This is a genomic window from Chryseobacterium sp. VAUSW3, from assembly GCF_002205795.1.
Lineage (GTDB): Bacteria > Bacteroidota > Bacteroidia > Flavobacteriales > Weeksellaceae > Kaistella > Kaistella yananensis.
The window spans coordinates 45,783-68,583 of sequence record NZ_NIUY01000002.1; the positions used below are offsets into that span (position 1 = coordinate 45,783).

The 22,801-nt window shown below is 38.6% G+C and carries 22 protein-coding genes; 14 read left to right on the top strand and 8 right to left on the bottom strand.

Annotated features, from left to right (window positions below; genetic code table 11):
- Window position 1 precedes the first annotated feature (1 nt).
- On the top strand, window positions 2-1,057 hold the full coding sequence (locus CDW55_RS05395; RefSeq protein WP_088468752.1) for a hypothetical protein: 1,056 nt from the start codon (window positions 2-4) through the stop codon (window positions 1,055-1,057).
- On the opposite strand, the gene CDW55_RS05400 is transcribed toward CDW55_RS05395, so the two are convergent.
- Both CDW55_RS05400 and CDW55_RS05405 read right to left on the bottom strand, forming a co-directional pair.
- On the bottom strand, window positions 1,054-2,532 hold the full coding sequence (locus CDW55_RS05400) for a lipopolysaccharide biosynthesis protein (protein WP_088468753.1): 1,479 nt from the start codon (window positions 2,530-2,532) through the stop codon (window positions 1,054-1,056). The two genes, CDW55_RS05395 and CDW55_RS05400, sit on opposite strands and share 4 nt — an antisense overlap.
- Window positions 2,529-3,341, bottom strand: coding sequence for an FkbM family methyltransferase (locus CDW55_RS05405; RefSeq protein WP_088468754.1), 813 nt, complete (start codon window positions 3,339-3,341; stop codon window positions 2,529-2,531). The genes CDW55_RS05400 and CDW55_RS05405 overlap by 4 nt, the downstream gene beginning before the upstream one ends.
- 129 nt (window positions 3,342-3,470) lie before the next feature.
- Here CDW55_RS05405 and CDW55_RS05410 point away from each other — a divergent pair, with 129 nt between their 5' ends.
- Window positions 3,471-5,096, top strand: a complete 1,626-nt coding sequence (locus tag CDW55_RS05410; RefSeq protein ID WP_088468755.1) for an alpha-amylase family glycosyl hydrolase — start codon at window positions 3,471-3,473, stop codon at window positions 5,094-5,096.
- Window positions 5,097-5,098: 2 nt separating this feature from the next.
- Complete coding sequence (locus tag CDW55_RS05415) at window positions 5,099-5,623, top strand: TlpA family protein disulfide reductase (RefSeq protein ID WP_088468756.1); 525 nt, start codon at window positions 5,099-5,101, stop codon at window positions 5,621-5,623.
- Window positions 5,624-5,632: 9 nt separating this feature from the next.
- Here CDW55_RS05415 and CDW55_RS05420 read toward each other — a convergent pair whose 3' ends face one another.
- Window positions 5,633-6,298, bottom strand: a complete 666-nt coding sequence (locus CDW55_RS05420; protein WP_088469519.1) for a DUF2461 domain-containing protein — start codon at window positions 6,296-6,298, stop codon at window positions 5,633-5,635.
- 141 nt (window positions 6,299-6,439) lie between these two features.
- Between CDW55_RS05420 and CDW55_RS05425 the strand changes: the two genes are divergently transcribed.
- The 6 genes from CDW55_RS05425 to CDW55_RS05455 all read left to right on the top strand — a co-directional run bounded on the left by CDW55_RS05425 (window position 6,440) and on the right by CDW55_RS05455 (window position 13,316).
- On the top strand, window positions 6,440-8,149 hold the full coding sequence (locus tag CDW55_RS05425) for a DEAD/DEAH box helicase (protein ID WP_088468757.1): 1,710 nt from the start codon (window positions 6,440-6,442) through the stop codon (window positions 8,147-8,149).
- A 162-nt stretch (window positions 8,150-8,311) separates the two neighbouring features.
- On the top strand, window positions 8,312-8,950 hold the full coding sequence (locus CDW55_RS05430) for a DUF47 domain-containing protein (RefSeq protein ID WP_088468758.1): 639 nt from the start codon (window positions 8,312-8,314) through the stop codon (window positions 8,948-8,950).
- Window positions 8,951-8,978: 28 nt separating this feature from the next.
- Entirely contained in the window at window positions 8,979-10,124 is a 1,146-nt protein-coding gene (locus tag CDW55_RS05435) for an inorganic phosphate transporter (protein ID WP_088468759.1), read from the top strand.
- Window positions 10,125-10,233: 109 nt separating this feature from the next.
- Window positions 10,234-11,205 (top strand): polyprenyl synthetase family protein, encoded by a 972-nt coding sequence (locus CDW55_RS05440; protein ID WP_088468760.1) that lies wholly within the window; start codon window positions 10,234-10,236, stop codon window positions 11,203-11,205.
- Window positions 11,206-11,222: 17 nt separating this feature from the next.
- A complete protein-coding gene (locus CDW55_RS05445; RefSeq protein ID WP_088468761.1) occupies window positions 11,223-12,173 on the top strand; it encodes a GSCFA domain-containing protein in 951 nt (316 codons plus the stop codon).
- Window positions 12,174-12,548: 375 nt separating this feature from the next.
- Window positions 12,549-13,316, top strand: a complete 768-nt coding sequence (locus CDW55_RS05455) for a TatD family hydrolase (protein ID WP_088468763.1) — start codon at window positions 12,549-12,551, stop codon at window positions 13,314-13,316.
- Between the two features lie 43 nt (window positions 13,317-13,359).
- Here CDW55_RS05455 and CDW55_RS05460 read toward each other — a convergent pair whose 3' ends face one another.
- From CDW55_RS05460 to CDW55_RS05480, 5 genes are all read right to left on the bottom strand, one after another.
- Window positions 13,360-14,613, bottom strand: coding sequence for a DEAD/DEAH box helicase (locus CDW55_RS05460; protein WP_088468764.1), 1,254 nt, complete (start codon window positions 14,611-14,613; stop codon window positions 13,360-13,362).
- Between the two features lie 207 nt (window positions 14,614-14,820).
- Window positions 14,821-15,306, bottom strand: a complete 486-nt coding sequence (locus tag CDW55_RS05465) for a DUF6438 domain-containing protein (protein ID WP_088468765.1) — start codon at window positions 15,304-15,306, stop codon at window positions 14,821-14,823.
- An 86-nt stretch (window positions 15,307-15,392) separates the two neighbouring features.
- Window positions 15,393-16,376, bottom strand: a complete 984-nt coding sequence (obgE, locus tag CDW55_RS05470) for a GTPase ObgE (protein WP_088468766.1) — start codon at window positions 16,374-16,376, stop codon at window positions 15,393-15,395.
- Window positions 16,377-16,490: 114 nt separating this feature from the next.
- Window positions 16,491-17,069, bottom strand: coding sequence for an adenylate kinase (locus tag CDW55_RS05475; protein WP_088468767.1), 579 nt, complete (start codon window positions 17,067-17,069; stop codon window positions 16,491-16,493).
- 48 nt (window positions 17,070-17,117) lie between these two features.
- Window positions 17,118-17,672: a phosphoribosyltransferase gene (locus tag CDW55_RS05480; protein ID WP_088468768.1), complete on the bottom strand. Its 555-nt coding sequence runs from the start codon at window positions 17,670-17,672 to the stop codon at window positions 17,118-17,120.
- Between the two features lie 173 nt (window positions 17,673-17,845).
- Between CDW55_RS05480 and CDW55_RS05485 the strand changes: the two genes are divergently transcribed.
- The 5 genes from CDW55_RS05485 (at window position 17,846) to CDW55_RS05505 (ending at window position 22,785) form a co-directional block, all read left to right on the top strand.
- The gene (locus CDW55_RS05485) at window positions 17,846-19,132 is read left to right on the top strand and encodes an adenylosuccinate synthase (protein WP_088468769.1); all 1,287 of its coding nucleotides are present in this window, start codon (window positions 17,846-17,848) and stop codon (window positions 19,130-19,132) included.
- 324 nt (window positions 19,133-19,456) lie between these two features.
- Entirely contained in the window at window positions 19,457-20,272 is an 816-nt protein-coding gene (locus tag CDW55_RS05490; RefSeq protein ID WP_088468770.1) for an energy transducer TonB, read from the top strand.
- A gap of 170 nt (window positions 20,273-20,442) precedes the next feature.
- A complete protein-coding gene (locus CDW55_RS05495; RefSeq protein WP_088468771.1) occupies window positions 20,443-21,216 on the top strand; it encodes a ParA family protein in 774 nt (257 codons plus the stop codon).
- A 51-nt stretch (window positions 21,217-21,267) separates the two neighbouring features.
- Window positions 21,268-22,155 (top strand): ParB/RepB/Spo0J family partition protein, encoded by an 888-nt coding sequence (locus CDW55_RS05500; RefSeq protein ID WP_088468772.1) that lies wholly within the window; start codon window positions 21,268-21,270, stop codon window positions 22,153-22,155.
- Window positions 22,156-22,785: a DUF5683 domain-containing protein gene (locus CDW55_RS05505; RefSeq protein WP_088468773.1), complete on the top strand. Its 630-nt coding sequence runs from the start codon at window positions 22,156-22,158 to the stop codon at window positions 22,783-22,785.
- Window positions 22,786-22,801: the final 16 nt, after the last annotated feature.

Sequence of the window (22,801 nt, forward strand, 5' to 3'; positions counted from 1 at the left end):
GTTGAAGACAGTCGCCTACATTGAGCTCGATACGCACGCTGAAATTGCAAGAAATTTTATGGATCTCATGCAGGATTCCAACGATTTTTCTGTGGATTATTATTTTAGTAAAAAGATTTCAAAGCATTTCGGGCAAACTGCTGACAAAATATTTGTGGCGGAGAGTTCTGATATTTTCAATATTCTGAAAGAAAAGAATTATGATTTGGTTATTATCGGGACTGTTCACCGGTATTTTGATGCGTTTTTAAAAATTTCAAATAAGTTCAATACCTCTGTAATCGTTCATAATCTTAATTTTACGAAGATTTCCAGGTTTCAACTTCTTAAAAATATCTTTAAAAAAGATTTTAAATACCGTTTAAAACTTCTGTTGAAAGAAGATTTGCTTTCTGCTCCAAAAGTTTTCGAAAAAGCAAGCAATCTTTTGGTTTTAGATGAAAGTTTAATTAAGAAAAATCCGGATTTAAGCCTCAAATTCCTGCCGGTTTTTTATTTGCTTAAGTACGAAAAATCACGAAAATCAATTATTACGATCGTGATTCCTGGCGCGGTTTCTCAGCAAAGACGGGATTACCTGCATGTTTTAAACTCCTTAAAAAATTTTCAGCGAAAAAGTCATTATCAGTTTGTTTTTCTGGGAAAAGCTTCGGGGCAGGAGCTATCGTGGTTAAAAGATTTTGAGAAACACAAACCTCATAATATTTCAGTTAAATATTTTACCGAGAAAGTTCCGCAATTGGTTTTCGACGAATGGATGCAGAAAGCCGATCTTTTATGGTGTCCGCTTAAGAAAGAAACTGAATTTTTCAGCCAAAAGGAATCATACGGAATCACCAAAATGAGCGGAAATATTGGTGATGCGATTAAGTACGGAAAACTTGCGATATTTCCGGAGAATTATCCGAATTCACAACCCTTCATCATTCCCGAAAATGAAAATATCGAAGAACAGATTTACACCTATCAAAAGTGGATGGATTATGATTTTCGGGAACATTTCGCGAAGGGCACCGTGTTAAAATCTTTAGAAAAAATGCTGGCCAAATTTCTTTAAAACTTAAAAAGACTTTTCAGAAAATTTCGGTTGATGTATTCTTCCAGCGGGAAGATTTTCAGGAAATAATTGCCGACGAAAAACATGAGTAATACGATTCCGGGTTTATAAAACAGATTTAGAAAACTGCTTTTAAATTCCGGAAGAATTACCGCTACTGTAATTCCTAAAGTCCCGATGATCAGGGCATAAATCATTTCAATCGTCAGTGGGAAAACTCCAAATTTAATGTAGTTGAAAACGATCTTCGCAATATTGAAAAGGGTAAGTGAAATTGCGGTCGCAATCGCCACGCCGAGCAGTTCAAGGTTGGTGTTGTTGAGGAAGTAAAGATTTAGTGTTACCGTGGTTACCGCTAAAAACAGCATCACTACAATATTAAAACGGTAATACTTCGAGAGCGAAATAATATGCCCGTTGAAACCGGTTGCCAGATCGAAAAGCATGGCAAATCCCAATACCCAGATCACAGGTTCCGACTGCCGTAAAAGTTCGCCGTTTTTAATGAAATGAGTGAGATAAGGGAAACCAACCAAAACGCAGGAAAGCAGTACAAACCCTAAAAAAAACAGCACAAGGGAAGATTTCTTGTGCAGTTTGTCGAGTTCTTCGAACTCATTTCCGGCGAGGTGTTTATTGATAATCGGCGCCGAAATGCTGTACAATCCCATGGCCGGAACCGTAATGAGCGAAATGATAGAGTAGAGCGTGTTGTAAACGCCGTTCGGCTCGAAACCAAGAAATTCACCGATCATCACACTGTCGATTCTTACAGCGACGAAGTTCCCGATATTTCCGAGGAAACCGTAGAAACTGTAATTCAGCACTTCTTTCCATAGATTGTCTTTTTTAATATAATCTGTGGAAAAATCGGGCTTTAATTTTTCGAGGCGGTTCGTGTAATACACATAGCCGAAAAGCCCTAAAACAAACATCAATATAAAAAACAGGTACGCTGCTTTTTCGGGAAATCCCAGGAAAAAGAAAATACAGAAGGCACCCAGATTGGCAAGCTTTGGCAGAAGGTTTTCAAAAACATTCGGAATGGCAATCCTCTTAAAGTTTGATAAATATTTATTAAAAACGGCACTGAATGCCAGCACGAGAATCAGCGGCAAAATCAGGCGCTTCATTTGCCACATTTCAGTTTCCTGAAGTTTTGGAAAAATTAGGTTTACCGCAAAATAACCGATGAGGAAGATGATGAAATTCAGCAGAATTCCCACTAAAGACAACGACAGAAAATTCTGGTGTTTACCGTCTTCGCGGCTTTGGGTGTAGAATTTTACATTTGAAAAAGATAGTCCGAAAACCACAACCGGAAGAAGCATTTCTGCTGTAGGAAGCACGTAGCGGAGCTTTCCGTAAAATTCCATATCGTGCGGAAATACGAAAATTGCCGAAAACGTTCCGAGTAAAAAACCCAGATACCCAATAATCGAATATTTAAAACCCTGTCTTGCTACAACACTCATCCGTGGGTGTTTTTTAGAGGTTTCGGAATAAATATGAGGTTGTTGATATACGTCTCTTTGCTGCCTACACTGTTTCCGGAAAGTCCGGCAACAATATTTTCAGTAAGTTTTTCGAGTTCGAATGTGGTGCGGTTCAGGAAAAAAGCCCCGTAACCCCAATGCTCAATTTCACTGATCAATTTTTGAAGCGGTTCCGCATGATGGCGCTGTTCCATTTCTACCATTAAAGTTGGGCGGAAATCCTCAATCACTTTTTTTGCGCCGCGCAGGGTGTTCATTTCGTTCCCTTCCACATCAATTTTAATAAAATCGATTTTTTTAAGATTTTCAAGGCCTGCCCAATCGTCCAGTTTTATTACTTTCACCTGCTGAAGAAAATGTTTCGATTCTTCATTTTCGCGGTAATCGAGTTTCAGTGTTCCCCGTGAAGTGTAGGTTTTTCCCTTGATGACCGGAATTTTAAACTCTGCAGTTTCATTTCGGTCGGAAAGCGCCAGTGGATAAACATGAACCTGAGGGAAAATTCTTTTAAGACGCATGTAAAGTTTTTTGTTCGGTTCGAAGGCGTAAATATTCTGTGGCGAAAGTTTGTGCTCAAGCTGATAAATGAAACTTCCTACGTTAGCACCAATGTCGATCATTACCGCATTTTTTGGTAAAAAATCTTTAATCCAGATCAGTTCCGGTTCGATATTGCGTGCAGAATAATTTACTTTAGAAATATTTTTTAAGTGTTTAAAATATCTTTCCTTGTAAAAAGCCGGCGCAAAAAACTGTAATTTTTCAGTAATTCGGTGGTATAAAGACATACGTTTTTTCGATTGCAGCAAACAAAGATAGTAAATTATGTTAAATAAATGTTAAAACAACGTTTGAAGATGAAATTATTTCCTCTAAAAACAGCTTTTCATTACCTTTAGCCTTCGAACAGTTTTTTTATGAAAAAGATATTTCTCCTCGCCGGATTTGCGCTTCTTACATCGTGTGCAACAGTGCAAAACTCCAATAAACAGCCGTTCTCCTGGGAGGGCGCCAATATGTATTTTCTGTTGACCGACCGCTTCAAGAATGGTGACCAAACCAATGATTTAAACTTCGGAAGAACTGAAAAAGCAGCAGTTTTAAGGGGTTTTGAAGGAGGCGATCTCCGCGGAATCATTCAGAAAATAGATGACAATTATTTTTCAGATTTGGGAATCAATGCGATTTGGATGACGCCGATTGTGGAACAAATCCACGGAGCCACTGACGAGGGAACTGGTAAAACATACGGATTCCACGGCTACTGGACGAAAGACTGGACGGCGCTGGATCCCAATTTCGGTACGAAACAAGATCTAAAGGAACTTGTAGAAAAAGCTCACGCCAAAGGAATCCGAGTTGTTTTGGATGCAGTGATTAATCACACCGGTCCGGTAACGCCAATTGATTCGGTTTACCCGAATTCCTGGGTCCGCACTTCCCCGCAATGTACTTATAACAGCTACCAAAATACCACGGCATGTACTTTGGTTGCCAATCTTCCGGACGTTCTTACGGAATCGGATGCTGAAGCACAGCTGCCGCAAATGTTGGTGGAAAAATGGAAAAAAGAGGGCAGATACGATGCGGAGATGAAATCGCTCAACAATTTTTTTGCGAGAACTGGTTATCCGAAAGCTCCCAAATATTACATTATGAAATGGCTCGCAGATTATGTGGAAACTTTCGGAATAGACGGGTATCGCGTGGATACAGTAAAACATACGAATGAGGATGTTTGGAAAGACTTCCAGAAAGTTTGTCAGGAAGCTTTCGATATTTATAAGCGGGATAATCCTACAAAAGTTCTGGATAATAATCTGTTTTTCACCGTGGGCGAGGTTTACGGTTACGGGATTTCCCAAAAACAGGATTACAATTTTAGTGACCGAAAAGTAAATTATTACCAAAACGGTTTCAAATCTTTAATTAATTTCGATTTTAAAGGTGACGCAAATAAATCGTATGAAGAACTGTTTTCAAATTATTCAAAACTTCTGCACGGCGACCTGAACGGTAAAACCGTGATGAATTATCTGACTTCCCACGACGATGGTTCACCTTTCGACAAAGACAGAACAAGAACTTTCGAAGCCGCGACCAAACTCCTTCTTACACCGGGGATTTCGCAGGTTTACTATGGTGACGAAACCGCCAGAGATTTAACGATTGAAGGTGCTTCCGGTGACGCCACACTTCGAAGCAACATGAACTGGAACGATGTTCAGAATAATGCTGAGACGAAAAAACTGTTAGTACATTACCAAAAATTAGGAAAATTCCGTGCAGATCATCCTGCTGTTGGAGCAGGAGTTCATCAGATGGTTTCTTCTTCACCTTATTGGTTTATAAGAACTTTCAATACCGACAAAGTTTTGATTGGTTTGGATTTAAATACAGGAACCAAAGAAGTTTCTGTAACAGGTATTTTCGAAAACGGCACAAAACTCCGCGATGCGTATTCCGGCAAAACGATAAAAGTTGAAAACGGAAAAGCAATAATCAATACTGAATTTTCGTTGGTTTTGTTTGAACAGATTTAAATATGAAAAAAATATTCAGTTTAGTCATTATATTCATTTCGTGTACGATTTTTTCACAGAAAGTTCCCCAAGTCAATAAAACGGAATTTTCAAAAGAAGCCCTGGCTCAGAAAATTACTTCGCAAAACGGCAAAAAACTTTCGGTATCGGAAGTTTTAAAAATGCATGAAGGCAAAATTTTAATCATCGATTTCTGGGCAAGCTGGTGCCGAGACTGTATTCTCGCGCTGCCTTCCACAAAAGAACTTAAGGAGAAAAACCCTGAAATTGAATTTGTTTATTTTTCACTCGACCGCTCGCACGAGCAATGGAAAAAAGGTTTGGAAAAATACCAGATTGCTGAAAGTGAAAATTACTGGTTTGATGAAGGCTGGAAAAATAATTTCAATAATTATATCGATCTGAACTGGGTGCCAAGGTTTATTATTGTAGACCAGAAAGGCGGAATCGCAAAATATTATGCAATCAGTCCAACCGATCCCGAAATGCAGAAAACGATTGATCAGCTGAAAAACAAAAGTCTTTAGAAAAAATATTTAAAGGAAAGGTGCCCTCAGAAAGTCATTGAGTGGTTTAATGCTTTTATAGATTTTGGCAAAACTTTCTGCGGCATTTTCTTTCATCAGCGCTTCGTTGGAAACCGGATGAACCACAATAAAACTTTTCAGTTTTAAAAATTCCGCCATGGGATCATCTTTTTCGAAACCGACCGGAACCCGCTGCAGTTTATTTTCTACACTTAATCCCCGAAAATTATTGCGGAATTCATCCTGCTGTAAAATACTCAGGAATTCTTTGCCGTTCATGGAGATTTCTTTGCGTATTTCCTTTAAAACTGTAGGTTCGGGCTGGTAAACACCGCCTGCTAAAAAAGATTTTCCGGGCTCGATATGAAGATAGTAGCCTGAAATTCTGTTTCCTTTTCCCATTCCCAAACCCGCACCGAAATTGGTTTTGTAAGGTGATTTGTCTTTGGAAAATCTTACATCGCGGTAAATGCGGAACAGTGCTTTTTTAGCATCTGTCTTTAAGATTTCTTCATCAAATTCTCCAATTTCTTCAATCAGCGTTTCGACAAAATCTGACACATTGGTATTTGCGGCGGTATAACGGCCTTTGTTTTCATTAAACCATTCGCGGTTATTGTTTTTATGAAGATCTTTAAGAAAGAGTAAAGTAGAATTTTTGATGACAGCAGACATGTTTCTGGTATTTTTATTCAAATTTAGAGAAAATTTATAAAGCTGCAGAACGGAAGACTGCTTTAACAAAAGTTTAATAAAACAATGTAATTTTTATCAATTCAAAAAAGTGTATCTTTGCAGAATATTTTAAAATACTTAATGAATTTATTTACGGAAACCAATCTAAGTCCTGAAATTTTGAAGGCAATTGGCGAAATGGGCTTCGAAAGCCCCACAGAAATCCAAAAACAGACCATTCCTTTTATCTCTACAGATATACGCGACATGATCGCACTAGCGCAGACGGGGACGGGCAAAACAGCAGCATTTTCGCTTCCGATTTTGGATATGATTGACGAGGGTAGTCGCAAAATCCAATTTTTGGTGCTTTGTCCGACAAGAGAACTGTGTCTTCAGATTACGAAAGACATTAAAAATTATTCGAAATACATGCCGAGCGTTAAAACCACCGCGGTTTACGGAGGCAGCAGTATTATGGATCAAATCCGGTCACTCCGCGAAAAACCACAGATTATTGTGGGTACGCCAGGTCGTGTGATCGATTTAATTAACAGAAAAGCACTTGATTTCTCCGAAATCCAGTGGTTGGTTTTAGATGAAGCCGACGAAATGTTATCAATGGGTTTCAAAGATGATCTGGAAACAATTTTAAGAGAAACTCCCGAGACCAAACAAACTTACCTGTTCTCTGCAACGATGAACAAAGAGGTTGAAAGAATTTCTAAAAACTATTTAACTTCACCACACCGTATTTCCGTAGGATCGATTAATGAGGTGAAGAAAAACATCAAGCACGAATTTTATGTGGTAGGTTACCGTCATAAGAAAGAAGCTTTGAAAAGACTGATCGACGCAAATCCTAATCAGTACTCGATTATTTTCTGCCGTACCCGTATGGAAACGCAGGAAGTTGCAGATTTTCTGATGCAGAATGGTTATGCTGCCGATGCACTTCACGGAGATTTGTCTCAGGCTCAGCGTGATACGGTTATGAAAAAATTCCGTCTTAAAAATATTGATATTTTGGTGGCGACAGATGTTGCTGCACGTGGATTGGATGTAAATTCATTGACGCACGTTATTCATTATTCTTTGCCGGATGATCCTGAAGTATTTGTTCACCGAAGCGGTAGAACGGGTAGAGCGGGAAAAGACGGAGTATCAATGGCTTTAATAAAGCCAGAGGAATCAAGAAAATTGAAGCAGATTAAATCGTCAACTAAAATTGACATTGTTGAAAAGAAAATCCCCACCGGTGAGGCGATTATCAAAGCTCAGGTTGGCGGTGTTTTCGAGAAATTATTTACCGAACACGAAGAGTTTTTTACTTTTGATGATTCTTTGATCCCGGATTTATCTGAATTTTCGAAAGAAGAATTGGTTCACAAATTACTGCAGCTTCAGTTGAGAGATTTGGCCCTGTTCTATAAAGACAAAAATGATCTTGCTGACCAGAAATTTAATGCTGATGACCGTGGCGACAGTCGAAGAGACCGTGACAGAGGAAGAGATCGTGACCGTGGCAGAGATCGCGACAGAGGCGACAGAAGAGACAGCTTCAGAGATGGTGGACGCGACCGCGACAGAAAGCCTAGAAAAAGCAACAGTGATATGGTGCGTTTCTTCTTTAACTTAGGAAAAAAAGACCAGCTGAAGAAAATGGATATGCTAGAGATTATTAACAAATCTACCGCAAAATCCAAGAAGAGACCTGATATCGGTGAAATCGAGATTCTGGAAAAATTCTCGTTCTTTGAAGTTGAAAAATCATTTAAAGATGAAGTGATAAAAGGTTTACAAACCCAGAAATTTAAAGGAAAAGAAATGAGAGCCGAAGTGGCAAACTAATTTCCTTTCTCAATTAATTAATAAGTCCCGATATTATTTCGGGACTTATTTTTTGTAATTTTGTGGATAGATATTTCTCAATGTTACGAAAAATTAATATTAAAATGGCTAAGTTAAAACGGTTTTTCGGAAATTTGCACCACTAATTTTAAATCAAAAAAAATGGGAATCGGCAATATTTTTAAAGCGTTCCAACCAAAAGACAAAGTGTTTTTTGTACTGTTTGAAAAAGTAGCAGCAACTTTGACTGAGATGTCTAAAGAATTTCATGAAGGGCTTCTGGATTTCGATATCAATGATGATACGATGCTTACCAATATGAGCGATTATGAGCACAAACTCGATGATCTTACCCATGAGATTTTTGTACAGTTAGGCGAAAACTTCATTACGCCTTTCGACAGAGAAGACATCAGCCATTTAGCGAGCGGGCTGGATGATATTGCAGATTATATGTATGCTTCTGCAAAGTACATTTACCTTTATAAAACACCGCTTGATCCTGCTTATACCGAATTCAGCTTATTGATATACAAATCTTGTATTGAAATCCAAACTGCAATGGAAAACCTGAAGGATTTCAAAAACGGAAAAGCCGTGAAAGAATCGTGTATTAAAATTAACTCCTACGAGAATATTGCTGATGATGTCTTAAGTCAGGCTACCGTAAAACTTTTCGAGACTAATGATGCGATTAACATCATCAAAATTAAATCTGTTCTGGAATATCTTGAAATCGTAACCGATAAGGCTGAAGATGTAGCAAACACAATGGACAGTATTGTTATTAAATATGCTTAATCCAGGGAAGTAACCTTAAAAGTTAAGAATGGAATTACCAATATTATTAATAATCATTATTGTCCTCGCACTTATATTTGATTATATCAACGGGTTTCACGATGCGGCCAACTCCATTGCTACCATTGTTTCAACAAAAGTTCTTACGCCTTTTCAGGCAGTTCTTTGGGCAGCTGTATGGAATTTCGCAGCGTTTTTTGTGGCAATGTACATCATTGGTGAGTTTAAAATCGGTAACACGATTGCCAAAACCGTAAACGAAGATTATATTAACCTTGAAGTTATATTTTCTGGGCTTATCGCAGCAATAGCATGGAATCTCCTTACCTGGTGGTTCGGGATACCTTCCTCATCATCGCACACCTTGATCGGCGGTTTCCTTGGCGCGGCCTTAATGCACGCTTTGGTGACGGATTATCATCACGTAGCATTAGCGAGTCCGGATTTGGGTATTTTTGAGAAACTGAAACTGGCCTTCCAGCAGCTGTTTACCCAAAACGTGGTAAAATATGAAAAGGTGATTCCTATCTTCCTCTTCATCTTTATGGCGCCGTTTATCGGTATGTTGGTTTCTGTAATCATTACTTTGATTATCGTAAATTTTGCCAAAAACAGCAATCCGCGAAAAGCTGACGCGCATTTTAAGAAATGGCAGCTGGTTTCATCTGCACTTTTCAGTTTAGGTCATGGCCTTAATGACGCGCAGAAAGTAATGGGAATTATTGGTGCTGCAGTAATCTACTATCACGTAACGCTGATTGGCGGAAATGATCCTTATGCATTGATGGATTCAGCAGACCGGTTTAAGCATTTCACTACCGATTACATTTGGGTGCCTTTTGTATCTTTCCTCGCGATCGGTTTGGGTACAATGAGCGGCGGATGGAAGATTGTAAAAACAATGGGGACCAAGATTACTAAAGTTACTCCTTTGGAAGGGGTAAGTGCGGAGTCTGCCGGAGCGATCACTCTGTTCATTACCGATCACCTTGGGATCCCTGTTTCTACTACCCACACCATTACCGGTGCAATCATCGGGGTAGGGTTAACAAAAAGAGTTTCCGCAGTACGCTGGGGAATCACCGTAAGTCTTCTTTGGGCGTGGGTTTTAACCATCCCAATTTCGGCGATCGTAGCAGGAGTTACTTACCTGCTTGTTATTGCAGTAAGATAAAAATTATTCAGAAAAAACCTGAAACCACTTGTAACAAAGTGGTTTTTTTATGCCCAACTGTGAGGGAGAAAAGTTTTTAAAATCGTAATTTTGTACAAACAAGAAATTTATGCAGTTTTTAGAAGAATATCAGGAAATAGTTTCCAAAGCGATCGACAAATATAGATTCAAAGATAAACCCGTGGAGCTTTATGATCCGATGAATTACATCATTTCCCATGGTGGCAAAAGACTTCGTCCGATTATGGTTTTAATGGCGAACGATATGTTTGGCGGTGATCTTCAAAAAGCGATAAAACCGGCTTTGGCTATTGAGTTTTTCCACAATTTTACGCTGATTCATGATGATATTATGGATGAGGCACCCTTGCGGAGAAACAAACCTACCATTCATACTTTACATGGAATTAATGCCGGGATTCTGTCGGGAGACGGACTGCTGCTGAAAGCCTATAAATTTTTCGATGACCTAGAGCCGGAACTGTTCAAAGCCTGCATCAGAGTATTTACCCATACCGGACTTTTACTTTGCGAAGGACAACAGTACGACATTAATTTTGAAACCCAGGAAGATGTAACTTTCAATGATTATATTCGGATGATTACTTATAAAACCGGGGTTTTAAGTGCTTCTTCTTTTGAAATTGGTGCGCTGATTGCCGGTGCGGATTTTAAAGACGCTAAAGCGATTTTTAATTTCGGGAAAAATGTAGGAATTGCCTTCCAGATTATGGATGATTATCTGGATGTGTTCGGTAACCAGGAACAGTTCGGTAAAAAACACGCCGGTGATATTTACGAAAACAAGAAAACCGTTCTATATCTTTTAGCCAAAGAACACGGAACCGAAGAAGAAAAGAAAGAACTTGATTACTGGTACGCGAAAAAAACCGATAATGTAGACAAAGTGTACAGTGTTGAGAAGATCTTCCGCCGTACAAAAGTTGATGAAAAAACCCTTCATCTTATTCAAAAGTATAACGAAATCGCCCAGGAATACCTTAACCAGATTAATGTTCCGGATGAGAAAAAGAAGCCGTTTATCGAACTTGCAAATTATCTTCTTCGACGCGAAAGTTAACAGCCACACTGCAACCAATGAAATTCCGTACCGAAGTACAAATACCAGTTTCAGATACAGCGCTGGAAATTGATGACCGCGTGTTTTCAATCGGCTCATGTTTTGCGTCTGAAATATCAGATTTGCTGAAAACTGGGCAAATTCAGACATTAAATAATCCGTTCGGAACAATATTTAACCCCTTTTCAATCAATCAGGCGGTTAAAAGGCTGTACCATTCCGAATTTTATGCTGAAGACGATTTAATAAAGTTCAATGAAGAAGTAATTTCCCTGGATCATCACAGCAAATTCAATTCCCGGTTTGTTCATCAGACTTTGGAGAAAATAAATGCTGAAATTGAGTTTGGAAACCGTTTTCTGCAGGAAACCAATTGGGTGATTATCACGTACGGAACTTCATTTGTTTATGAATTTCTGCCCAAGAAAAAACTGGTGGCAAACTGTCATAAAATCCCCGGAAAATATTTTGAAAAAAGGCTTTTAACACATCTGGAAATCACAGATGCTGTTTACGAAACAGTAACCTTGCTGAAAGATATCTGCAAAGAAAATGTTCAGATTCTGTTCACGGTTTCTCCAGTGCGTCATACCAAAGACGGAATGGTTGAAAATAATCTGAGTAAAGCCAAATTAATTGCAGCAATTCATGAAATCCTGCCACAGTTCGAAAACTGCCATTATCTGCCGGTTTACGAGATTCTGATGGATGATTTACGGGATTACCGTTTTTATAAAGAAGATTTAATTCATCCCAACCGGCAGGCCATTCAGTATATCTGGGAAAAATTCGGGAATGCTTATTTTTCCGATGAAACCATGGATTTTGTGGAAGAAAACTTCAAAATAGCCAAGGCTTTGGAACATAAACCCGGTGATGAGAAAAGCCCGAAACATCTGGAATTTCTTGAAAATATTGAAAAAAGAATAGCAAATCAGCAGGCCAAAGTGAAGCATAAAATATTTTAAGATGGAAAATGTACTCTCCAAAGAATGTAGATTGGCTGCGAAATTAATATTTGTTTCTGCGTTTATTACATTTATTTCTTTTTTATTAGATGATCAAATTCCAAAATCGGACGTTACTTTCTCAGTACTATTGTTTGCTTTAGCATTAAATGTTGGAACTGGTTTATTAGTGTTGAAAAATGTAAGTTGGATTAAGTACGTGCTTTTAATTATAACGCTTTTATGTTTTGTTGGTATCATTCTTAGTCCCGCCACTCTTTTTAGAGGCGCAAGTCCTATCCTCCTAATAATTGATTTATTTTCGATTGTTCTGCAGATTTACATTTTAATCTTGCTATTTAAAACATCGAAGTAACTAAATCTTAATCTATAAAAATGATCGACACCCATACCCATTTATATTCCGAAGAATTCGATATTGACCGGAAAGAAATGATCGAAAGAGCTTTGAATAAAGGAGTTTCCAAATTTTACCTTCCGGCGATCGACTCTGAAACTCACGGAAAAATGCTTACCCTGGAAAGTGAATATCCACGACAGATTTTTGCGATGATGGGACTTCATCCGTGCTACGTAAAACCTGAATCGTGGGAAAAAGAACTGAAAATTGTAGAGGATTACCTAAATCAAAGAAGTTTTCCTGCAATCGGGGAGATTGGGATCGATCTTTACTGGGATAAATCTACCCTTGATATTCAGGTGAAAGCTTTTGAAAAGCAAATCGATTGGGCTGTTGAAAGGGATTTACCGATCGTAATCCATACGCGTGAAAGTTTCGATGAAGTCTTCGAGGTTTTAGAAAGGAAGAAACATCCAAAACTCCGTGGAATTTTCCATTGTTTTTCCGGAAATCTTGAGCAGGCAAAACATGCAGTGGATTTGAATTTTCTGTTAGGAATTGGTGGAGTAGTAACATTCAAAAACGGTAAGATCGACCAGTTTCTCCATGAAATTCCATTAGATAAAATTGTGCTCGAAACCGATTCACCATACCTGGCTCCGGTTCCGCACCGTGGCAAAAGAAATGAAAGTTCTTACCTTGATCTCGTTGCCGGAAAGCTCGTGAATATTTATGGGAAAGATTTTTCAGAAATCGACCGCATCACGACCGAAAATGCTGAACGGATTTTTTCTAAGAATTAAAATTAAAAAACCGCGAAATGTGCTTCGCGGTTTTTTTATATATTTATTTTTTCCTTGAAAAATTGCTTTTATTCTTCGGTTTTTTGTAACCGATATTTTCTTTGCTCTGTGGCTTCGGCCTTGGGGTGAAAGGTTTGTTGTTCGAATCTCTTTTTTGCGGCACCAAACCGTCTGTATGATACGGATGATCGGTTTCCACAGGGATCTTCTTTCCGATGAGTTTTTCTGTGTTTTTTAAATTCAGCAAGTCGAGGCCGTCAACAAACGAAATCGAACTTCCATCAGCGCCGGCTCTTCCTGTTCTGCCAATACGGTGAACATAAGTTTCCGAAACATCAGATAGTTCAAAATTCACCACATATTTCAGTTCATCAATGTCGATTCCGCGCGCTGCAATATCGGTGGCGACAAGGATTCTTGTCTTGCCGGATTTAAAGTTATTTAAAGCGTTCTGTCTTTGGTTTTGAGATTTGTTTCCGTGAATTGCTTCCGCCGAAATTTTTTGTGACTGCAGTTTTCTTGCAATCTTGTCAGCGCCGTGCTTCGTTCTCGAGAACACCAAAACAGAATCTGAAATATCGTTTTTCAGAATATGAGTAAGCAAATCGAGTTTATCTTCTTTTTCAACAAAATATACTTTTTGCTGAATGGTATCTGCAGTTGCGGAAACAGGAGCTACTTCTACTTTTACAGGATTGGTGAGCATCGAGTTGGCCAGTTTGCTGATTTCTTCCGGAAATGTTGCCGAGAAAAAAAGCGTCTGTCTCTTTTGTGGAAGCAGTTTTATAATCCGTTTCACATCGTGTACGAAACCCATATCGAGCATTCTGTCGGCTTCATCCAGAACGAAGATTTCAAGATTTTTCAGTGAAATAATTCCCTGTGAAATAAAATCGAGAAGTCTTCCGGGTGTTGCAACCAGAATATCTACGCCTTTTTTTAGAGCAGCTTCCTGCGCGCCCTGCTTTACTCCGCCAAATACGACAAGATTTCTGAGTTTTAAATGTCGTCCGTAGGCATTAAAGCTTTCTTCAATCTGTATGGCCAACTCTCTTGTAGGCGTTAAAATCAAAGCTTTGATCTGATTGTTACGGATATTTTTTTCTGTTAAATTCTGAAGAATCGGGATGGCAAATGCTGCGGTTTTTCCGGTTCCGGTCTGTGCGGTTCCCAAAAGGTCTCTGCCCTGTAAAATGCTGGGGATTGCTTTTGCCTGAATAGGTGTTGGTTGGGTGTAACCTTCTTCCTGTAACGCTTTTGCGATAGGATCTATTAATTGTAAGTCGGTAAAATTCAAATGAAATGTTTTTAATTAAAATAAAATGAGCTGGCGTCATTCTTTCTATAATGTAACGAAGAAATGAATTAGAAAATCCGTGAAATTTTCAGGGTTCCGCAGGTTGCGGATTCATCAAGAATGACATCGTTCATAAAAAATCCTTCCGGCGAGGAAGGAATTTTGTGCTGCAAAGATAGTGTAAAATTATTTAACGTGTATTAATGCTTATTTCGCAACCCTTGTCCACGTTTGGGTTTTACGTAGCTCTTCGATGAAAGTATAAACTTCATCCAGTTTTTCGGTGCCGCCTTTTCCGTAATCTTCAATATGTTTTGTACTTCCGTCAGTAAAAGTGATTCTTAAATGCGCAGTGGGTAAATCGGAGATATTTTTGTTTCCGTAATAGCTGTTTAGATTTTTAAGATTTAACTCATCCAGAAGTGAAATCAATTTGTTGTAGTCTGCCTGTTTAATTGTGGTTTTAAAAATACCTTCTCTTGGGCCACTGAAATCGTCTTTCGACCCATCAGTAAAAGTGAATCTTTCTGCATCAATAACCGCGGTTCTGTCGGGATTAATGGTTATTTTGAAAATCGGGCAGAACCCAAAACAGGCTTCAGCGTTGTATTCAATTTTGGAATAGTTGGAAGTTGCAGGCGTTGCACATGAAGCGAGAAAAACGAGTGACAGGAGAAAAACGATATATTTCATAATTTAATTTTAAACATTTGCGGCAACTTTTATTCCAAAAAAAATAGATTTGAATGTTCAAATCTATTTTTAAATTTTTAGAATTATTATCCGTGAAGTTTCTTCCAGATCGCGTCTTTCAGTTCCATTAAACCTTCCTGCGTTACCGACGAAAAGAAAATGGGTTTTCTGTTTTCAGGGAATTTGTTTGAAATTTCTTCTTTCAGTTCTTCATCCAGCATATCAGATTTGGAAATGGAAATGATATAATCCTTATCCAAAAGTTCTGGATTAAATTTTTTCAGCTCATTCTCCAAGATTTCAAATTCGTTATAGTAATCTTCAGCGTCTGCCGGAATTAAGAATAGGAGAATTGAATTTCGCTCGATATGTCTTAAAAACCGGTGCCCTAAACCTTTTCCTTCTGCTGCACCTTCAATAATTCCGGGAATATCGGCCATTACAAAAGATTTGTAATTCCGGTAATCTACAATTCCTAAATTGGGAGTAAGCGTGGTAAACGCATAATCTGCAATTTTTGGTTTCGCTGCGGAAACTGCGGCTAAAAGGGTAGATTTTCCCGCATTTGGAAAACCTACAAGACCCACATCGGCCAAAAGTTTCAGCTCGAAAGTTACAAAACCTTCTTCACCAGGAAGTCCAGGCTGCGCGTAGCGGGGTGTTTGGTTGGTCGCAGATTTAAAATGCTCGTTTCCGAGACCTCCTTTTCCGCCATGCATAATGATGATTTCCTGGCCGTCTTCCATAATTTCGCCAATAATTTCGCCTTCTTCATTTCTCGCAATGGTGCCGATAGGAACTTCAATGTAAACATCGGCTCCATAAGCACCTGTGAGCTGGTTTTTGCCGCCGTTTTCGCCACGTTCCGCTTTGATGTGTCTGGTGAAACGTAAAGGTAGAAGCGTCCATTCATGAGCGTTTCCTTTCATGATTACGTGGCCGCCTCTTCCGCCATCACCACCATCGGGACCGCCTTTGGGTATATATTTTTCACGTCGGAGATGTGCAGAGCCTGCGCCGCCATGACCACTTTTACAATGGATTTTTACGTAATCTACGAAATTTGACATATTTTTTAAATTCTGATTTCAGTTAAAAACTTTTGAAGTTCTTCCTGAATCGGTTGATCTGCCTTACTGAAGTTAAGTTTTAGCGGAAATTCCGCGTCTTACTTTACCGGCTTTTTATTTAATCTTCTCTACTTCTGCAAAGAGTTTTTCGGAAATTTCATCAATTCCGCCTACGCCGTTTACTTCAACGTATTTGCCCTGCTGCTTGTAAAGTTCTGCAACTTCTGCAGTTTTTGTATAATATTCTTTAATTCTTGCCCGGATGATTTCTTCATTCGAATCATCTGTTCTTCCGCTGGTTTCGCCTCTTTTCAAAAGTCTTTCCACCAAAATTTCATCGTTTACGATCAAAGAAAGGCAAACGGAGATTTCACCATTCAGAATTTCTTTCACGATCTTTTCCAACGCTTCCGTTTGATTTGCAGTTCTTGGATAGCCGTCGAAAATAAAACCGCTAGTATCAGTCGGTTTTTTTACTTCATCAATCAGCATATCGGTGGTTACCTGATCGGGTACAAGTTCGCCTTTATCGATATAGGATTTAGCGAGTTTGCCCAGTTCTGTGCCGTTTTTCATGTTGTAACGGAACAGATCACCGGTAGAGATTTGTTTCAGATTGAATTTTTCAATCAGATTTTGTGCTTGCGTACCTTTTCCACTTCCCGGAGGACCGAAGAGAACGATGTTTATCATTTTATTAGATTTATATTTTGAATTTGAGTGTTGATACTCAATTTTTACTTATTCGTTTATCCTGCCTTCTTCAAGTTGGTACAAATCTCTGAGGTTTCTGCCCAGTTCATCATAATCCAAACCGTAACCTAAAACAAATTTGTTCGGTATTTCTTTGCCGATGTAATCAAGTTTAAATTCTTTCTGGTAAACATCAGGTTTCAGAAGGAAAGAGGCTAATTTTACCGATTTGGGACGCTGGGTTTCTGTGAAATACTGAAATAGGCTTTCTACTGTGTTTCCGGTGTCTACAATGTCTTCAACTAAAATAATATGGCGGTCTTTGATGTCTTTTGTAAGTTCCATTTTCTGGTATACGATTCCCGTAGATTGGGTTCCGGCGTAAGAACTCATCTGGATGAAAGCGATTTCGCATTTCCCGGGATAGTGTTTCAGCAGGTCAGAAAAAAACATGATCACTCCGTTTAAAACACCAATAAATACTGGGGTTTCATCTTTGTAATCTTCATAGATTTTTAGCGCGGTTGCTTTTACGATTTCCTGGATTTCAGCATCTTTAAGATACGGAACAAAAGTTTTGTCGTGAATTTGAATGGACTCCATATATATTTACAAAATGCAAATTTAAGGTTTTTTAAGGAATTTTTTTGAATTATAAATTACAGACCATTCAAATTGATCCATTTACAGAGGTTGATGGTATTATTTAGAGTTAAAACTTTTGCGCAAAACCTTAATTAAATCTATTTTTGTAGAAATCTAAAAAAAAGTAAAATATGTCAACTTATGTAGTTGTAGGTCTTCAGTATGGGGACGAAGGTAAAGGTAAAATAACAGACGTTTTATCGGCAAAATCCGATTACGTGGTACGCTTTCAGGGCGGTGATAATGCAGGACATACAGTGTATGCGGGCGAAGAAAAATTTGTATTGCATCTTCTTCCATCCGGCGTTCTACAGTGTAAAGGGAAATGTATCATTGCCAACGGAGTTGTAGTAAATCCTAAAGCATTTCTTAAAGAAATCGGGCAAATTGAAGAAAAAGGGATGAGAACAGATCATGTTTTTATCAGCCGCAGAGCCCACGTGATTATGCCTTATCATATTTTACTCGACACCTACCGTGAAGAAGAAGCCGGCGGAACGCACATCGGCACCACAAAAAAAGGAATCGGACCGTGTTATGAAGATAAAATCGCCAGAATCGGCATCCGAATGGTAGATTTGCTGAATCCTGAAGTTCTGGAAGAAAAAATCCGAAAAAATCTTAAAATTAAAAATTCTCTTTTCGAGAAATATTTTGAAAAACCCACTTTAGAATTTGATGAAATTTATAAAGAATTCCTCGAGCTGGGTGAAAAACTGAAAGACAGAATCGTAGATACTGAAGTTGAACTTAACCAGGCCATCCACGACGGAAGAAACATTCTTTTTGAAGGCGCGCAGGCTGCAATGCTCGATATTGATTTCGGAACTTACCCTTATGTCACTTCGTCTTCGCCTACAACGGGTGGTGTCTGTACTGGGGCGGGTGTTCCTCCGACGAGTTTGCAGAATTTAATCGGCGTAGCAAAAGCCTACACTACAAGAGTGGGCGAAGGCCCTTTTCCCACCGAACTGAACAATGAACTGGGTGAAAAAATAAGACAGATTGGTTTTGAATTTGGTGCCACAACCGGAAGACCAAGAAGAACCGGTTGGTTAGATCTGGTTTCCCTGAAACATGCCACCATGATCAATGGAATCAATAACTTGGTGATTACTAAATTAGATGTTCTTTCCGGTATACCAACAATTAAAATTGCAACAAAATATAAGACTGAAGACGGAAAAATCATCGATTATTTCACTTCTTCCACAACAAAACTTTATAAATACGAGCCGATTTACGAGGAGCTTGAAGGCTGGACTGAAGATATTACTAAAGTTAGAAGTTACGACGAGCTTCCGCAAAACGCCAAAAAGTACATTGAGTTTATTGAAAACTATTTAGGAATTAGTGTGTATTTGGTTTCTGTAGGACCAGAAAGAAGTCAGAACATCATCCGTAAAGAGTTGTTTTAAAAGGTTATTTAGAAATATCAAAAAGCTGCGGTAAGAAATTATTGCAGCTTTTTTATGGTATTTTTTTAATATGTTAAAAATTTATTTTAAATATTTTTAACCATAAACATATTATTTAAGAATTATTTAAATCAATTCGTCTGCTTCGTCATGAAATTCAGTTTGGGTTAGTTTAAAATTTTCACATTGCTATGAATAGAATAGTTTTTAATTTTAATTGTTAAAAATTTGGTTTGTTTTTTGATGATTATTTAAAGGTATTAAAAATTTAATTCAAATTAGATAATTTAATACTGCTATATTTAACATTTAAATTACAGGATCATGAAAAATTTTTTAACTTCTGACAGAGAATCTCGGTTTAATGAGATTCTTTTCGAAAACCGGAACAAGAGTTATGGTGCGTACGTGCTGCGAAACGAAGAAGGCTTGATTATGAAAAAGTCACTCTTTATCGGAGTTGCCTTTTTTGCTGCCATTGCTTTAACTCCATTATTAATTAATGCCTTGGTGGTGAAAGAAACAGTGCTTCCGGCGCCGCCAGTTATTCATGATTTAACACCGATCCCAATTATCAGAGATAAAGAGCCTGATGTTATTAAACCTGCGCCTCCAGTTGCGCCAAAAATAAATACTTATGATTCCAGGGTTGCTACACCGACAAAAAACGCCCGTGAAGCCAAGCCTGTAACTCCGGATCAAAAACAAAATGCGATTCCGGGAACAGAAACAAGTTTGGACAATCCGCCGGTACTTACTCCGCCGGTTGTAGAAACTCCGCAAATCACTGCTCCAATTGTACCTGAACTTCCGAAAAAAGTGGATAATACTCCGGTTGATAGGGTAGATGTTGAAGCGGGTTTCAATGGAGGAATTAATTCCTTTCGGGCGCAGGTCGTGCAGAATTTTAACTCAGAGGATTTCGACGACTCTTTTGGGCTTATGAAAACTACAGTCACTTTTATTGTGGAAAAAGACGGTACCATCTCGAACATCAAAGCAAATGGAAGCAATAAGGCTTTTAATGCAGAAGCAGAAAAATCCATCAAAAAAATCAAAGGAAAATGGACGCCTGCAAAACTCAATGGGGCGTATGTGCGAAGTTATTTTAAATTCCCAATTTCTATGCAGTTTGAGTAAAAGCTCAGCATGAATTTCTTAATTTTCAGTTATCCACAAAATATCAGGTTTTGTGGATAATTTTTTTCCGCTATAAAGCTTTAATTAACAATACTTTAACTTAAACCAAGTTATTAACAATCATCCGAAAATGATAAAAAAGTGTATTTTTGGTGATTAAAATTTAACTAATGGCTAAAATTATAGGGGTTGCAAATCAGAAAGGCGGCGTTGGTAAAACAACTACTGCGGTTAATTTGGCAGCCGCACTTGGAGTTCTGGAAAAGAAAATCCTTTTGATTGATGCAGATCCTCAGGCTAATGCAACATCAGGATTGGGGATTGATGAAGCTAATTTCTCAACCTACAATTTATTGGAGCACAGTACAGATGCGAAAAACTGTATTCAGAAAACCGCTTCTCCAAATCTGGATATTATTCCTTCCCACATCGATTTGGTGGCAGCAGAAATCGAACTTGTTGACCGCGAAAACCGTGAATACATGCTGAAAGAAGCTTTGCAGTCTGTAAAAGAAGATTACGATTATATCATTATCGACTGTGCACCAAGTTTGGGATTAATCACAATTAATGCTTTAACTGCGGCTGATTCCGTGATTATTCCGATTCAGTGTGAGTATTTTGCGCTGGAAGGTTTGGGTAAACTGCTCAATACCATTAAGAATGTGCAGAAAATTCATAATAAAGATCTGGATATCGAAGGATTATTGCTGACGATGTTTGATTCCCGTTTAAGACTTTCGAATCAGGTGGTGGAAGAAGTCAATTCTCATTTCCCGGAAATGGTTTTCGAAACCATCATCAGCAGAAATGTGCGTTTAAGCGAGGCACCAAGTTTCGGTGAAAGTATCCTGAATTACGACGCAGAAAGCAAAGGAGCGATACAGTATCTTCAGCTGGCTGAAGAGGTTTTGTTGAAAAACGAGAACTTAGTAAAAAATTAAACTGGACTTTTAATACGGATCGCTATAATAAAAAATCATCATTCATAAAAAATGAAAGACAAGAAAAGAGCAATGGGACGTGGTTTGGGCGCTATTTTAAGTGCCGAATCCAAAGCTACGGTAAACTCCGCTACCGATGAAGGAGCTGATAAGTTTGTGGGAAATATCGTACAGGTTTCTATTGATGATATTTACGCGAATACCTCGCAGCCGCGAACATATTTCGATGAAAAAGCCCTGAATGATTTAGCGCAGTCGATTAAAAATTTAGGCATTATTCAGCCCATCACTTTAAGGAAAGACGGCAGTAAATTCGAAATTATTTCCGGCGAAAGAAGATTCCGTGCAAGTAAAATTGCAGGTTTGGAAACTATTCCTGCCTACATCCGTTTGGTTAACGATCAGGAACTGCTGGAAATGGCTTTGGTTGAAAACATCCAGAGAGAAGATCTGGATGCCATCGAAATTGCTTTAACTTATCAAAGACTTCTCGAAGAAATCGGGATGACTCAGGAAAATTTGAGTCAGCGTGTAGGGAAGGAACGAAGTACCATCACCAACTCCATCCGTCTTTTAAGGCTAAATCCGGACGTGCAGAATGCGATCCGCAGCGGAGAAATTTCGGCAGGCCATGGCCGTGCAATCATCAGTTTGGATGATCCGAAGAAGCAGGAAGAACTTTTTGCCAAGATTGTGAAGAATAATTTAAGCGTTCGCCAGGCAGAAGAAGAGTCCAACCGGCTTAAGAATCCGGATAATTCACCCAAAAGAGAGAAAGCCGCAGTCCCGAATCATATTAAAAAAGCTGAGAAAAACCTTGCCGATATTTTGGATGTTAAGGTTGAAATTAAAGCTGCTGCCAACGGAAAAAAAGGAAAAATTGTACTCGATTTCAAAAACGAAGAAGAGCTCGATAATATTCTTTCACATTTCAGATAAATGAAGAAACTAACGGTACTTTTCGTCCTACTGTTTTCAATGAAAATCTTCGCACAGGTAAGTCCGAAAGATACAATTCGTGTTGAAAATTATCCTACAGACTCCATCTCTGCAGTAACCCCAAAATCTGAAATCGAAGTTTATACCGAAATTCAGGAATCCAACGCTGCGCCAAGTGTGGCAAAATTCAATCCCACAAAAGCAGGATTATATTCGGCTGTTTTACCTGGACTCGGCCAGTATTATAACAAAAAATACTGGAAAATCCCAATCGTTTGGGGCGGAATCGGTACCGGAATCGGGATTACCCTTTGGAACCAGAAACAGTATAACAGATACCGGGATGCATTTATTGCGCAGCTCAATGGCCAGACTCATGAATTTTCCGACATTCCCGGAATTACGGCAGAAGCTTTGGGAAGAACGCAGGACAGGGCAAAGCGGCAGCGCGATTACGCCATCGCGGTTACCGGCTTAGTTTACATTCTCAATATCGTAGATGCGGTAGTGGACGCACACCTTTATGAAGGCCGAAAGGATCCCGATTTGGCTTTGCAGCCTACAGTAATTTATGATGAATTCGGAAAACAGAATTCAAAAGCAGGTCTTAGTTTAAGTTATAATTTTTAAAGCAAAATCAACGTAA